This is a genomic window from Clostridioides sp. GD02367 (assembly GCF_045900275.1).
Taxonomy (GTDB): Bacteria; Bacillota; Clostridia; order Peptostreptococcales; family Peptostreptococcaceae; genus Clostridioides; species Clostridioides difficile_A.
Window position 1 is genome coordinate 322,072 of record NZ_JBJODK010000003.1, and the last position, 15,169, is coordinate 337,240.

13 protein-coding genes and 1 riboswitch are annotated in these 15,169 nt (G+C 29.1%); all 13 genes read right to left on the reverse strand.

Annotated elements, in window-relative coordinates:
• Window positions 1–16 precede the first annotated feature (16 nt).
• Entirely contained in the window at window positions 17–460 is a 444-nt protein-coding gene (locus Q3223_RS05770; RefSeq protein WP_054270302.1) for a MarR family winged helix-turn-helix transcriptional regulator, read from the reverse strand.
• Between the two features lie 330 nt (window positions 461–790).
• Window positions 791–1,423 (reverse strand): TetR/AcrR family transcriptional regulator, encoded by a 633-nt coding sequence (locus Q3223_RS05775; protein ID WP_054276700.1) that lies wholly within the window; start codon window positions 1,421–1,423, stop codon window positions 791–793.
• 170 nt (window positions 1,424–1,593) lie between these two features.
• On the reverse strand, window positions 1,594–2,484 hold the full coding sequence (locus tag Q3223_RS05780) for a homoserine O-succinyltransferase (protein ID WP_231300876.1): 891 nt from the start codon (window positions 2,482–2,484) through the stop codon (window positions 1,594–1,596).
• Window positions 2,485–2,513: 29 nt separating this feature from the next.
• On the reverse strand, window positions 2,514–3,779 hold the full coding sequence (locus Q3223_RS05785) for an O-acetylhomoserine aminocarboxypropyltransferase/cysteine synthase family protein (protein ID WP_054276698.1): 1,266 nt from the start codon (window positions 3,777–3,779) through the stop codon (window positions 2,514–2,516).
• Between the two features lie 109 nt (window positions 3,780–3,888).
• Window positions 3,889–3,991, reverse strand: a riboswitch (SAM riboswitch).
• Window positions 3,992–4,044: 53 nt separating this feature from the next.
• On the reverse strand, window positions 4,045–6,702 hold the full coding sequence (locus tag Q3223_RS05790) for a calcium-translocating P-type ATPase, PMCA-type (protein ID WP_407811758.1): 2,658 nt from the start codon (window positions 6,700–6,702) through the stop codon (window positions 4,045–4,047).
• 125 nt (window positions 6,703–6,827) lie between these two features.
• A complete protein-coding gene (gene yaaA, locus Q3223_RS05795; RefSeq protein WP_407811759.1) occupies window positions 6,828–7,571 on the reverse strand; it encodes a peroxide stress protein YaaA in 744 nt (247 codons plus the stop codon).
• 9 nt (window positions 7,572–7,580) lie between these two features.
• Complete coding sequence (bcp, locus tag Q3223_RS05800; RefSeq protein WP_021384605.1) at window positions 7,581–8,045, reverse strand: thioredoxin-dependent thiol peroxidase; 465 nt, start codon at window positions 8,043–8,045, stop codon at window positions 7,581–7,583.
• 272 nt (window positions 8,046–8,317) lie between these two features.
• Window positions 8,318–10,015: an adenine deaminase gene (gene ade, locus Q3223_RS05805; protein ID WP_407811760.1), complete on the reverse strand. Its 1,698-nt coding sequence runs from the start codon at window positions 10,013–10,015 to the stop codon at window positions 8,318–8,320.
• A 292-nt stretch (window positions 10,016–10,307) separates the two neighbouring features.
• A complete protein-coding gene (locus Q3223_RS05810; RefSeq protein ID WP_054270295.1) occupies window positions 10,308–11,453 on the reverse strand; it encodes a putative manganese transporter in 1,146 nt (381 codons plus the stop codon).
• 252 nt (window positions 11,454–11,705) lie between these two features.
• Window positions 11,706–12,545 (reverse strand): 4-hydroxy-3-methylbut-2-enyl diphosphate reductase, encoded by an 840-nt coding sequence (locus tag Q3223_RS05815; RefSeq protein ID WP_065388390.1) that lies wholly within the window; start codon window positions 12,543–12,545, stop codon window positions 11,706–11,708.
• A 13-nt stretch (window positions 12,546–12,558) separates the two neighbouring features.
• Entirely contained in the window at window positions 12,559–13,155 is a 597-nt protein-coding gene (locus Q3223_RS05820; RefSeq protein ID WP_054270294.1) for a 1-acyl-sn-glycerol-3-phosphate acyltransferase, read from the reverse strand.
• A 48-nt stretch (window positions 13,156–13,203) separates the two neighbouring features.
• Complete coding sequence (gene cmk, locus Q3223_RS05825) at window positions 13,204–13,854, reverse strand: (d)CMP kinase (RefSeq protein ID WP_054276694.1); 651 nt, start codon at window positions 13,852–13,854, stop codon at window positions 13,204–13,206.
• A gap of 48 nt (window positions 13,855–13,902) precedes the next feature.
• A complete protein-coding gene (locus Q3223_RS05830) occupies window positions 13,903–15,156 on the reverse strand; it encodes an NAD(P)/FAD-dependent oxidoreductase (protein ID WP_054270292.1) in 1,254 nt (417 codons plus the stop codon).
• Between the last annotated feature and the right edge of the window lie 13 nt (window positions 15,157–15,169).

The following is a 15,169-nucleotide window of genomic DNA, read 5'->3' on the forward strand; positions in this document are numbered from 1 at the left end:
TAAATTATTTTTTATGTTATTTGCAATCAATGTAAGTTAAAAGCTTATTTAACTTCTCTAAACCTTCTATTATATCTTCCATATCTTGCAATTTTTCACTAGTCATATTTTCAAAATAATCATCAAAGATACTGCTTGAAATACTCTCCTGTATATCTAGTGATTTATTTGTAAGCCTTACTTTTACAATTCTTTGGTCTTCCATATCTCTTATACGATTTAAAAAACCATTCTTTTCAAGTCTCTGACATATTACTGATACATTACTGTTTGTCATATTTAAATTTTTTCCTAAATCACTTATTTTTTTCTCTCCATGTTCACATAGTTCTGACAGAATCAAAGCTTGCACTGCTGTAATACCAAGTGGTTGATAAAATTGGCTCAATAAAGTTGCAAATTTAATATTTATATCTCTAGTCAATTCCAATAACTCTTTCTTAAAACTTATCTCATCCATACAAACTCTCCCTACAAAAATGCTTTATTTTACTGAATATTAACCTTAGGCTTAAGTGTATCTCACTAATAAATACTTAATACTATAATATTTAATGTATTAAATATTATAGTATTAAGTATTTATTGTCAATTACAATATTGTAACTTCAGTTATAAATATCATTTCTTATTGATATCTAATTTGATATAATATATTTTTAATAAAATTTAATGAAAAATCGATGTATATATTTTACACCGATTTCCCACTTTTTAATCCCATTGCAACTAATTATCTCAAATATAGTATGACTAAAAATCAAAATATAATAATAAATAGTGCAAAAATTTAATTCTTTATTATCATATCATGTACAAAATCAAAACTACCTTTATCTGCACCTAAGGTTGTTTCCATAATATAAACAAAAGCCTCTGTTTTTTGTAACATTTCATCTTTATTCCAATTGAACATTGATTCATCAAATATACACTCAGAAGAAGCAATCAAAAACTCTATCGTTTCTTTTGGATACTTTGTATTGAATACTCCTTCTCTTACTCCTTGTTCTACTACCTCTGCTAAGATTGGTGTAAAGTTTAGAATAGTTTTAACTATTGTCTTTTGATGCATTTCTGCATTGTTTGGTAAATGGAATTGTTCAATTACTTTTTCTTTATTATTTCCAACACTAGGTCTCTGAGACATCAATATCTGAAAGAATTTTTCAAGCACTGGAATTTCTGGATTTAAAGCAATTTTTTTTGCCACATTTATATCATTATCTATAATTCTAGTTATAATTGCATCCATTACTTCTTCTTTGGATTTAAAGTAGTAATAAAAAGTACCCTTTGCAATTCCAATTTCATTTAAAATATCATTTATAGTAGTTTTCGAATAACCTTTAGTACAAAAAAGCATTTCAGCTGTATCTAATATTTCAGCTTTACGTTCTTCAGGGTCTTTTACAATTCTCATATGTTTTCTCCTTTCAATAGACCGTCAGTCGGTTTAGTTTTATTATATAAAACTACTATTATAATGTCAAATTTTTTAAAAAATAATAAGGTATAAAGAATCATTAAGACTATCTCTATACCTATCATTTTCTATATCTTATCTAATTATTTTTATATAGCATCTCAAATTTATTGTAGTAGATAGTTTTTTATCCAATTTCTAAACAATAACTCAGAATGTTTTTTCCATTTGACAGTTGGCTCTTGTGAAGGGTCATCATTTGTATAATAGTTTTGAGGTATTGATATCTCATCTCCCTTGTCTATATCCCTCTTATATTCCTTATCAAGAGTGTACTTATCATATTCACCATGCCCCATTACAAATACATCTCTTGAGTTTGTAATTATATAAGGACCAGCTTCTTTAGAATGGCTTACAATACTCAATTCTTTATTATTTCTTAGAGCTTCAGTATTTATAGTAGTGTGTCTTGAATGTGGAGCAAAAAATTCTTTTTCAAATCCATCTACTATTTTACTATTTTTATCTACTTTATGCTTAAATACCCCAAAACATTTTTGACTTAATGGAAGTTTTTTTACATTGTAGTATTTGTAAAGACTTGCTTGAGCTGCCCAACATATATATAATGTAGATTTAGTTTTTCTTTTAGAATAATCCATAATTTCTTCTAGTTCATCCCAATAATCAACTTCTTCAAACTCCATTTGTTCAACTGGAGCTCCTGTTATTATAAAACCATCAAAGTGTTCTTCTTTGGCTTCATCAAATGTTTTATAAAAATCCTTAACATACTCATTGCATACTCTCTTACTTTCTCTTGTTGAGATTTTAATAAATTCCACAGATACATTAAATCCTGTTTTATCTATTCTTCTAAGTAAATCTAATTCTGTATCCATCTTTATAGGCATTAGATTCAATATAGCTATCTTTGTATCTATATTCTCTTCATATTTTAATTCTTTATTAAAATCTTCTTTGTAAACTACATCTATTCCTTCATCCAATAATTTATTAATAACAGGTAATCCTTTTGGTAGTATTAAAGCCATATCTTTTCACTTCTCTTTCTCTTAGACTATTAGAAATTTAAAGCTTGATTTAAATCAGCTATTAAATCCTCTACATTTTCTATTCCAACGGACAATCTTATTAGTGAAGGTAATACTCCAGATGCAATTAATTGTTCTTCTGTTAACTGTCTATGAGTAGTTGAAGCTGGATGTATAACACATGTTCTTACATCTGAAACATGTGTAACTAAAGATGCTATCTGTAATTTTTCCACAAATTTTTTGGCATTTTCTAATCCACCTCTTACTCCAAACGATAAAACTCCACTACATCCTTTTGATAGATACTTTTTGGCATTCTCATAATACTTATTATCTTCAAGTCCTGGATAGTTAATCCAATCTACATTTTCGTGTTTTTCTAAAAACTTAGCTATTTTAAGGGCATTTTCACTATGTCTCTCCATTCTAAGGTGAAGTGTTTCAACATTTAAATTAGTAAGATATGCATTAAATGGGCTTAAACAATTTCCATAATCTCTAAGTAGTTGAACTCGTGCCTTAGTTGCATATGCAGCATTTCCAAATTTTTGAGTATAGCTTATTCCATGATATGTTGGGTCTGGTTCAACTAACTCTGGAAACTTTCCATTATCCCAATTGAAGTTTCCACCATCTACTATAATCCCCCCAACACTTGAAGCATGCCCATCTAAATACTTTGTAGTAGAATGAGTAACTATGTTTGCACCATATTTTAGAGGATTGCAAAGCACTGGAGATGCTAGTGAATTATCAACTATAAATGGAACATTAACTCTCTTAGCCACATTTGCTATTTTTTCAAAATCTATAACTTCAAGAGTTGGATTGGCAAGTGTTTCTGCAAACACAACTTTAGTATTTTCATTTGCAAGTTTTACTATTTCATCTTCACTTGAATCTAAATCAAATGATATTAAATCTATTCCAAATTTTTTAAGACTAGGTCCCAATAAATTGAATGTCCCTCCATATACTTTTGAAGAACAAAGTATACTATCTCCTGATTTACATACATTTAAAACAGCTAACATATTTGCGGATTGACCTGATGATACAGCTACAGAAGATACTCCCCCTTCTAACAAACTTATTTTTTCTTCAAAGGCTTGAACAGTTGGATTACTTATTCTTGAATACATATGTCCATCAACTTTCAAATCAAATAGGTCAGCAAGTTGGTCTATACTACTATATTTAAAAGTTGTACTTTGGTATAAAGGTAAGACTCTTGGTTCTCCATTTCCTGGTTTATAATTTCCTTGTACACATATTGTTTCTTTGTTATACATTTTTGTATCCCCCTTAGATTTTAGTAAAAAAAATTAAACTATTTACCAGATGAGATTTAAAATAAATAAAGCCTGAGTATATAACTCAGGCTCTGTATAAGCTTAATTATACTCATCTCTCAGCTTTCGCCGCAGGATTTAGCACCAATGTATATAAATATACTGGTTGCCGGGTTTCATAGGGCCAGTCCCTCCACCTCTCTGGATAAGATTTATTTAATTTTTCTATGTTTTATATCTTATATATTTTTCCTAATTTTGTCAACTATTTTTTTAAAATTTTTCTTTTAATAACTTTTCCAACTTCTACTTGAACTACAGACATTGTGGCTAGAATGATTGTTATGAGCCATTCTGAACCATTTAAAATAGTTAAACTGAATGCATTTCTAAAGACAGGTACAAATAGTATTACTGCTATTAATAATGCAGAAGTTAAAAATGAAATTAAAAGAAATGGATTCTTACCATTATTTTTATTAAACATGGAATCTGTATTTGAACGCTGACTAAATGCTCTTAACATTTGTGAAAATGCTAATACACAAAATGCCATTGTTTGACCTACAGCATGATTTTCTATATTAAGACCAATTTTATATGCTAAAATAGTCATTATTGCCACAAATATACCTTGAGTAACTACTCTTTGTATAAGATTTTTTTCAAATAAGGTTGTTGATTTTACTGGCTGATGCTTCATTATATTTCTACTTGGTGGGTCAACTCCAAGCGCAAGGGCTGGAAGTGTAGCAGTTGCAAGGTTTACCCACAAAATATGAACTGCAAGAAGTGGAGTATCCCAATTTAATAATATTGCAACAAACAATGTAAGTATCTCTGCTATATTACCAACAAGTAAGAATTGTATAACTTTCTGTATATTTCTATATACACGTCTACCTTCTTTTATTGCATAAGCAATTGTTGTAAAGCTATCATCCATTAAAATCATATCAGAAGAATCTTTTGCAACGTCTGTACCACTTATACCCATAGCTATACCAATATCAGCAGATTTTAAGGCAGGAGAATCGTTTACTCCATCTCCAGTCATTGCTGGCACTTCTCCAATTCTTTTTAGAGATTGTATAATTCTAAGTTTATCAAACGGGGACACACGTGCAAATACTGTAGCATTTTTAACAGCCTCATCTAGCTCATCATCACTTAAATTATCAAGTTCATCACCAGATATAACAGTATTTCCTTCATTCCATATTCCTAATTCATGAGCTATTGTTGTGGCAGTAACTTTATGGTCACCAGTTATCATTATAGTTCTTATACCTGCTTCTTTACAAGTATTTACTGCATCAATTACCTCAGTTCTTGGAGGGTCAATCATACCAACCATACCTATAAATGTCAAATCATATTCTATATTTTCATTATCTTCTTTTGGTATAGATGAAATCTCACGCTTCGCAAAACCAAGTACACGCAATGCATCTTTAGACATAGTAAGACATAATTCGTGTATATTTTTTTTATCCAATTCGGTAATATTTCTTTCGCCTTTTGATGTTAATATTTTAGTACATAAGTCAAGAATTTCATCTACTGCACCTTTAGTATAAGCAGTAATCTTTCCATCTATATTATGAACAGTTGTCATACATTTTCTATCAGAATCAAAAGGCTGTTCAAATACACGTGGATATTCTTCTTCAAGAGCTTCTTGATCTATTCCAAATTTGTTAGCCATAAAAATTAATGCACCCTCTGTTGGGTCACCTAATATTTCATCTGTTTTATCTGGATTAATACATGCATCATTACAAAGTGCACCAGCATAAACAATCTCTTTATATACTAGTGGATGTTTTTCAGATGCAGTATCTATTGATGTAACTTTCCCAGATTCAAAATCTCCATTTACAGCAATATGTGTAACAGTCATCTTATTTAAAGTTAATGTACCAGTTTTATCACAACATATTACTGTAGCTCCTCCTAGTGTTTCAACAGCAGGTAATTTTCTAATTAAAGCATTTCTTTTAGCCATACGTTGTACGCCTAAAGCCATTACAATAGTAGCTGTTGCAGGTAATCCCTCTGGAATAATTGATATGGCAAGGGAAATTGCAATCATAAACATTGGCAAGAGAGGTCTCTGATAAAATGCACCTATTGCAAATATAACAACGCATACAATAATACCTATTACACTTAATGTCTTTCCAACAGTATTAAGTTTACGTTTTATAGGAGTATCAAAATCATCTTGTGAATCTAAAAGATGCGCTATGTTACCCACTTCTGTATCCATACCAGTTGCAACTACAACACCTACACCTCTACCATATGTGACGATTGAGGATGTATAAGCCATATTGCTACGGTCTCCTAATACACATTCTTCAGATAAGATTGTATCTGAGTCTTTTTCTGATGGAACAGATTCTCCTGTTAATGAAGCTTCTTGAATTTTTAAACTTGATGTCTCTATTAAACGAAGGTCTGCTGGAACCATCGCCCCATCTTCTAAAAAAACAATATCTCCTACTACAAGATTACTTGCTGGAATAACACTTTCTTCACCCTCACGCATAACACGAGCTATAGGTGAATTCATATTTTTTAGTGCTTCTAGTGATGATTCTGCTTTTTTCTCTTGAACGATTCCAATAACTGCATTTACTGTTACAATTATTAGTATTACAAAAGCTTCTGTAAATTCTCCAAATATCAAAGATAATATGGCTGCACCTATTAAGATTAAAACCATAGCATCTGTAATTTGACTCCAAAGCATTTGTAAAGTTGTTCTAGGTGGTTTTTTTCTCAGTTCATTTAAACCATTCTCTTTAATCCGTTTTTCCGCCTCGGTATCGGTGAGCCCCTCTTCTGATGAATCTAGACTTTCTAAAATTTCATGTGTTGCTCTTGAATGCCAAGGCATCTGTTTGTGATTTTCCATTTTGGAAGATCACTCCTTTCTTTTTTTGATTTAAGAATAATTATATTTTAAAATTAAGCTCAATTCAATACACAATAAGCATATTTTACCTAAATTTAACAATACTATTTAATATTTAAAACTATCTACTCTTTTACAAATACATATTCACCACTATCAGATAGCTTTTCTTGATACTTATATCCACCTAAATCGAACTTCTTTAGTTCCTCAATATCTCCTACTCTATTTTTTACAATATATTTTACCATCATTCCTCTAGCTTTCTTTGCTTGTGTAGATTCAACTTTCAATTTACCATTTTTACTTACTTTAAAAGTACATGTAATATATGTATCACTATCTTTAATAAATTTTTCTATGGATTTACTGTATTCATTTGATGTCAGATTGACGATAGCCTTTTTTTCTTTAATTAGTTCTTTATATATGCTATTTCCCCAATATTCATATAAATTCTTAAATTCTTGTATCTGTAATTTTGTCTGCATTTCTAATCTATATTCATATATGCTGTCATATGGTTTTATAACTCCATACAATCCACTTATGATTCGAATACAACCATCTGCAAATTCTTCATCTTGCTTTGTAAAACTATGTGCTTCTATGTTTTTATATTGCATTCCATCATAAGTTAAGATTGCAGGACTCCCAAGTCTATCAAACTTAATGCTCTCAAATCTATTTTTATTTAATGTAGCTAGTTTTTCATTGATTTTCATTTTGTTTTTGAAATCTTCTATACTAAATATTTTTATATTCTCCACTATTTCTTTTGCATTATCTATAAAACAAGGCAAACTTAATTCTCTATCAAATGTTTCTACATGCTTCATATTTTTAGCTGGTGATAACATTACAATCATAAATTTCTATTACTCCTGTTTTTCCAAATATTCAAGAATTTCTTGTGCATTTGTATCTGGCTTTGCTTTTTCAAATACCTTTTCAATAATTCCATTTTCATCTATGATATATGTTGCTCGCACAACTCCCAATGCAGTTTTTCCATACATTTTTTTCTCTTTCCATACATCAAAGGCTTTAATAGCAACTAAATCAGGGTCAGAAAGTAAAATAAATGGCAGTTCATGTTTTTCTGCAAATTTTTGATGTGATTTTATACTATCTTTACTTATACCAATAACTTGTACATCATCCTTTTTAAACCCATCATACGCATTTCTAAAAGCACAAGCTTGGCGTGTGCAACCTGGTGTATTATCTTTAGGATAAAAATATACTACTACTTTTTTTCCTTTAAAATCTGACATACTTACTTTATTTCCATCTTTATCTTCTAATGTAAATTCTGGTGCTTTTGTTCCTATACTCAACATATATATCTCTCCTTTTGTTTTTATTGATAAATTTATATTATGTATATATTATTACCCCATATATCTGTTCGTAAATAAAATATTTTATTTTTTATGTATAAAAATTCATCAATATATAATTTTCATATATTTATATACTAAAAATAAGTAAAAATACTTTAAGTCTATTATTCAAACTTAAAATCTCTTTAAATAATAGACTAATTAAAATAGACAGTATTCAATATATATTAAATACTGTCTGTTTATTGTTATTTTTATAATATTATAATCTATATAAATTTAAATTCTTCAACATCAAACAAGCCTAAATCAGTAAGTCTTATTTGTGGAACAACAGGAAGCGCCATAAAAGAAAGCGTAATAAAAGGGTCTACATATCTTGGCACTCCCATATTTCTTGCTATCTCCAACATATTGTCAGTCGTTTCCTGTACTTCTTCAGCTTGAAGAGTACTAATTAATCCAGCGACTTGAAGATTCAGGTGTGCAATAACTTTTCCATTTGATACAATTACATAACCACCTTGAATTTCTTTCAAATAATTTATTGCAATTATTATGTCATCATCATTATCTCCTGCAACTATTATATTATGAGAATCATGAGCCACAGTAGTGGCTATTGCTCCATTTTTTATTCCAAAGCCTTTTAGTGGTGCAATTGATATATTCCCAGTCATTCTATGTCTCTCAACAACACAAAGCTTTGAATACTCTTTATTTGGAATAAAATATCCATCTACATTTGGTATGGATTCATACAATTTATTTGTTAAAATTTGATAAGGTACAATTTCCATCACATAATTTTTTTCATTTGATTTTAACTGTATTTTCTCTTTACTAATCTCTTTAAATTTAACTGTATTGAGTAACTCTTTGTCTTTAATCTCATAATTGTAATTAGAGAACATTTCTTTAGTTACCAATTTACCATCTTTATAAACACTCTCCACTTCCATTTCATTTAAACTATTCAACACAACAATATCAGCTTTATAACCAGCTCCTATTGCTCCAATCTTTTTTAACCCATATACTTTTGCCGAATTATATGTTGCAATCTTTATGGCTTTGATAGGTTCCATACCTAAATCAATTGCACATTTTATATTCCATCTTATATGACCTTGTTTTTCTATATCATCTAAATGCTTATCATCTGTACAAAACATAAATTCTTCAATTGGTAAGTTATGATTTAACAATCCCTTTACTATAGATTTCAAGTTCTTCGCTGCACTACCTTCCCTTATTAAAATCTTTAGACCTGCTCTCAATTTTTCATATACCTCATCAAAAGTTATACATTCGTGGTCATTTTCTATTCCTGCACACACATATGTCTGAAGTGATTTCCCACTTATATTTGGAGCATGTCCATCTACAATCTTACTTTTAAAAATTTCTAATTTATCTAAGATTTCTTTTTCAGAATCTATAACATCATTAAAGCACATTACCTCTCCTAATCCTAAAATCCTAGGATTCTGTATATACTTCTCCATGTCTTTTGCACAAAATTTACCGATTCCATTAGTTTCAAATCTTGTCGCAGGTACAGATGAAGGCATCATGATATATACATTAAGTGGTATATCTTTTGTCGCTTCTAATAAAAAATCTATTGCATTTGCTCCTTTTACATTAACCAATTCATGTGGGTCAGCGATGATAGTTGTCGTACCTGATTTCAATAATTTTTTTGATAATTCAATTGGCATTACCATTGTAGATTCAATATGCATATGTGCATCAATAAAGCCAGGTGATATATATTTACCACTACAATCAATTTCTACATTACCATTGTAATCCCCAATACCAACAATAGTATCTTCCACTATTGCCACATCTCCCACTATCAATTCTTCTGTAAATACATTTATGATTGTTCCATTTTTAAGTACAATGTCAGCTTTATCTCTTCCACTTGCTACATCACACTTTTTCTTTAAAGTACTCATTTTTACAACTCCTCTTAAGTTTTTTATATCAATATACTTGTTGTATTACATATTATAATTTAATTTATTAATATATATTATATATGAGTTTTAATAAAAAGTATCACTTGAAATTTGTTCCAATATTCATTTAATTAAACAGAGAGAACATGAGAAATAATATTATCCCTCATGTTCTCATTAATAGCTCAGTCATATTAAATTTTCACTTTACACTTGCTTATTATTAATCTTGAAATATAAATTTATAAACTTGTATTATTCATTCTTAGTTATCTGTATATAATCATCTTTATCCTAAAAATACATAAACTATCATACCTACAAGTATTGCTGGTATAGTGGTAATAATCATGGCCCATAAAGACGATTTTTTATCCATTGCTAGAAGTGGAAAAAGTGCATCTCCATCTTGGGAGATAGAGTTGGCTATAACTGCACCAAGTGGTATAGTTCCCTTCAAATAGAATGACATAAGCACAATTTGTATACCACACCCTGGAATAAGTCCAAGACCTGCACCTATAAATACACTTATTACGCCAGTTGATAATACTAGTTTGACTAAGTATTCATCTCCACCTAAAATTAATATTATCAAATCATAAATAAGATATGCAATAAAAATCCATGTAATTACAAATGATATTTCACCAACAGAGTGTATAAGCATTTCTCTTAGAGAAATCTTTTTATTTTCCTCTTCTTTTTGGTTGGAATTTTTAAATACTTTTTTAAAACACCACATATAAATTATTGAAAATAATATTCCAATAACTGCAATTGCTTCTTCTAAGGAATGTAGCTTCTCAATTATAGGTAGATTAAGCCCAGAGTGAGCAAGCAACATAAATATAAAACCTATTAATACAATTCCTATATAAATTTTATATCCTTTCCCATGTGTTATTATAAATGCAAGTCTATTTGTGTTGCCATGAGATTTAGCAAGATTGTCCAATATTATTTCATCATGATTATGTGCTTCTTTAGAGTTGGTTTTATTTATACTGTGTTTATCCAATTCTCTTCGCTTTTTTAATCCTAATTTTTCTTCAAGTTTAAAACAATCTACTAACTGCCCAGTTATTATTCCTGTAATAGTACTAACTATTGTAACAAAAAAATACATCTTAATATTCGCTGAGATAAGTACAAATGCAGCATCTCCCATACTAGCTATTAAACTTGCGATTATTGCACCAAAGCTCAACTTCCCATTTATGTATAATGGCATTATTGCTAAACTTCCCCCACAACCTGGTATAGCTCCAATTAAAGCCCCTATCAAAGGTTGAAGTTTTCTGTTTTTTGATATTATATTAGTAAAATTCCCACTAGTTTTATAATTAATATATCCAAATAACAAAATAAAAAATCCAATCATAGAACCTACATGTAAAAATGCTTCTTCAGAAGCAGATATTAGCATTTCCATTAATTTACCTCCTTACCTAATTTCACAATAATTATATTATATTTTATTTGTTATTGATAATCAATATCAATTTATCTTTTATATTCTTAATATTAAAAAGTGCGCATCTTATATTATTAATTTCTCATACATTAAGATACACACTTTTTGATATTAGGCTATCTATTTATCACATGTAGTATGAAATCACATATGATAAATAGATAAGTTCTATGTTATAACAATGTCCACATGCTGTATTATTTACTGAACTTATAAATTTTCAATGAATGTTACAACTTCTTCTATTATCCAATTAGGTGTAGATGCTCCCGCTGTAATGCCTAATGTTTTATATCTTTTAAGCATATCTACATCCAATTCATCTTTAGTTTCTATTGCAAAAGTTGGAACTAAATCTTCACAAACTTTTACTAATTTTTGAGTATTAGAGCTATGTTTGCCCCCTATAACTACCATACAATCAACTTCTCTAGCCAACTCTTTAGCTGATTCTTGTCTTGTCTTTGTAGCTGAACAAATAGTATCATTAAACACAATTTTTTCCAGTTTATCTGATAGTTTAGCAACTATACTTGAATATAAATCTGGATTTATTGTAGTCTGTGCCACAAGACAGTATTTTTTTGAATTATCCAAGTCCATATTTTCCATCTGTTCTACAGTCTTTATTATTATTGCTGAATTTTCACACCATCCATTTATGCCTATTACTTCTGGATGTTTCATATCTCCAATAACTATTATTTCATAGCCTTTATTATGATACTCGCTTACTACTGTATGTATTTTCTTTACAAATGGACATGTAGTATCTACTATTTTTAGTTTTTTATCTTTTGCCTCTTTATATATTTTCTCAGGAACTCCATGAGACCTGATTATCATATTTTCATAATTTGGTATTATATCAATTTCATCTACAGTTTTAAGACCTTTTTCTTCATATTTTGCTACTGCTTGTTTATTATGAATAAGAGGTCCTAGAGCATATATACCAGAATTATTTTTTTCTACTTCATCCCATGCCATTTTCATTGCTCTTTTAACTCCAAAACAAAAGCCAGCATGTCTTGCTATTTTTACATTCACAGGTTTTCCCCCCTTATTTTGAATATTTAAAGTAATTTTGTTTTATTACTTCTAAAATCTCTTGTGATATTCTTTCATGGTCATCATTACTCAATTTTTCTTTAAAATGTTCTTCAAACGATATCGGTTCTCCAATATATACAATTACTTTACTAAATAGTTTATATTTAGATATTATCGATACTGGAACAACTTTAGACTTACTCTTTATTGTAAATACAGAAAGACCTGCCTTAGCTTTACCAAAAGAATCCCCTTTAATTCTAGTCCCTTCTGGGAATATACCTAATATATAACCATCTCTAATAGACCTCAAAATAGTTTTTATTGTAGATACATCTGGCTTCTCTCTATTTATCGGCATAACATGCAATTTTTTTAATAAAAATCCTAATGGCTTAATTTTAAATAATTCTTTTTTTGCAATTGCAGCTATTTCTCTATTTTCTATAGCAGCAGCCAAAAATACAGGGTCAAGATTAGACTTATGATTTGAGGCTACTACTATATTTCCTCTATCTGGAATATTCTCAGCACCTATAACCTCATACTTAAAAAACAGTTTAGAAAAACCTTTAAAAATAGTTATTGCAAATCTATAAAAATTCACGTTTATCTCCCTTCAATACTACATTATATTTTATTATGATACATCAAACTAAAGATTTATTTTAGAGACAACTTCAGCTACAACCTCTTCTATGGTTTTCCCTGTAGTATCTATTTCTAGTGCATCATTAGCTTTTACTAATGGAGCAAATTCTCTGTTTGAATCAATATCATCTCGTTTTATTATATCTTCAATTACTTCCTTTAAAGTAGTATTATATCCCTTATCACAAAGTTCTTTATAACGTCTACTTCCTCTTTCTTCTGGAGTAGCTACTAAAAAGAATTTATAATCTGCATTTGGGAAAACATATGAACCTATATCTCTACCATCTAATATTACTGAACTTTTTGTTCCTATTCTGCGTTGAACTTCAACCATTAACTGTCTTACTTCTTTTATCTTGGCTACAGCAGAAACATTATTACTTACTTCTATTGTTCTTATTTCTTCATTTATAATTTCTTTGTCCAAGTAAATATTATTATTCTTAAAATCTATATCCGAATTTTTAGCTATCTCAATAACTTCTTTCTCATTATTGACATCAATATTACTTTTTAAACACTTATAAGTAACTGCTCTATACATAGCACCTGTATCTATATAATTTATATCTAGCTTTTTTGCTACTATTTTAGCTATTGTACTTTTTCCAGCTCCTGCTGGACCATCTACAGCTATAACTAAATTACCCATATATACACCTCTATTTATTCATATTTAATTGTTAGTTAAAAACTACACTTATACACTAATACCCGAAAGATATCCAGTTGAAAAAGCTATTTGTAAATTGTATCCTCCAGTTTCTGCATCTATATCAATTACTTCACCTGTAAAAAACAAATTCTTAATTAATTTAGACTCCATAGTGGAAGAGTTAATTTCTTTAACTGATATTCCACCAGAAGTAACCATACCAGTGTTTATACCTGTAGTTCCATTACAAGTCAGCTTCATATTTTTTATATACTCAATGATTTTAATTTCATCCACTTTAGATAAATCACTTGCTTTTTTATCATTTAAAGATAATAGCGTAAGAATTTCTTTTAAGAAATTTTGAGGTAGTATTTGTTTAAGATTATTTATGATATTTTTGTTTGGAAATTCTCTGATTATACTAGAGATTTCATCAGCATTTAAACTTGGTAAGAAATCTATATTTAATTCTACCTTTTCTTTATCAATAGTCTTATTAATATAAGATGACATTATAAGCACACAGGGTCCTGTTATTCCAAAATGTGCAAATAACATGTCTCCTGTCTTTGATATTTTCTTTTTCTTAATCTTACAAGATATTTCCACATTCTTCATAGATATTCCTTGTAAATCTTTAATCCATTTTTCTTCTATTGTAAGTGGAACTAAGGCTGGATATAGACTATTTAATGTATGCCCATGATTTTGAAGAATCTTATACATTGAACCATCTGAACCAGTTTTTGAATAACTCACTCCTCCAGTTGATATAATGACCTTATCTCCTAATATCTTATCTCCATTATCTAAAATGACTCCTCTTATTAGACACTTTGATTTGTCTTTATTAGAATCATTTTCTGAAGTTATGTCTTCAGTTATAATGTCTATAACTTTTTTATTGTACATTATCTTAACATTGTGGTTGATTAAATCTTTATTTAGTACTTCTATCACTTCTATGGATTTATCATTTTTAGTATATACTTTGTTATCATTTTCTTCTTCTATTTTATATTCTAAATTTCTACTTTCAAAATACGAAATGAGGTCTTTATTTGTAAATGAGTAGAAACTGCTATAGAGAAATTTCTTATTATTAACAACTTTATCAAAAAAATCTTCTATCTCTCTATTGTTGGTAAAGTTACATCTACCTCCACCAGTAGCTCTTAGTTTTCTTCCTAATTCTCCATTTCTCTCAATTAGTATCACTTCATTATTATTTTTCGAAGCTGATAGAGCTGCCATCATTCCAGAAGCACCTCCACCAACTACTATAACTTTACTCATAAACTTCTCCTTA

Excerpts from the sequence above, each read along its gene's own strand:
- Q3223_RS05775 (WP_054276700.1), bottom strand. The coding sequence starts at position 1,423 with ATGAGAATTGTAAAAGACCCTGAAGAACGTAAAGCTGAAATATTAGAT.
- Q3223_RS05790 (WP_407811758.1), bottom strand. The coding sequence starts at position 6,702 with ATGGAAAATCACAAACAGATGCCTTGGCATTCAAGAGCAACACATGAA.
- Q3223_RS05830 (WP_054270292.1), bottom strand. The coding sequence starts at position 15,156 with ATGAGTAAAGTTATAGTAGTTGGTGGAGGTGCTTCTGGAATGATGGCA.
- cmk (WP_054276694.1), bottom strand. The coding sequence starts at position 13,854 with ATGGGTAATTTAGTTATAGCTGTAGATGGTCCAGCAGGAGCTGGAAAA.
- Q3223_RS05770 (WP_054270302.1), bottom strand. The coding sequence starts at position 460 with ATGGATGAGATAAGTTTTAAGAAAGAGTTATTGGAATTGACTAGAGAT.
- ade (WP_407811760.1), bottom strand. The coding sequence starts at position 10,015 with ATGAGTACTTTAAAGAAAAAGTGTGATGTAGCAAGTGGAAGAGATAAA.
- Q3223_RS05780 (WP_231300876.1), bottom strand. The coding sequence starts at position 2,484 with ATGGCTTTAATACTACCAAAAGGATTACCTGTTATTAATAAATTATTG.
- yaaA (WP_407811759.1), bottom strand. The coding sequence starts at position 7,571 with ATGATTGTAATGTTATCACCAGCTAAAAATATGAAGCATGTAGAAACA.
- Q3223_RS05785 (WP_054276698.1), bottom strand. The coding sequence starts at position 3,779 with ATGTATAACAAAGAAACAATATGTGTACAAGGAAATTATAAACCAGGA.
- bcp (WP_021384605.1), bottom strand. The coding sequence starts at position 8,045 with ATGTTGAGTATAGGAACAAAAGCACCAGAATTTACATTAGAAGATAAA.
- Q3223_RS05810 (WP_054270295.1), bottom strand. The coding sequence starts at position 11,453 with ATGGAAATGCTAATATCTGCTTCTGAAGAAGCATTTTTACATGTAGGT.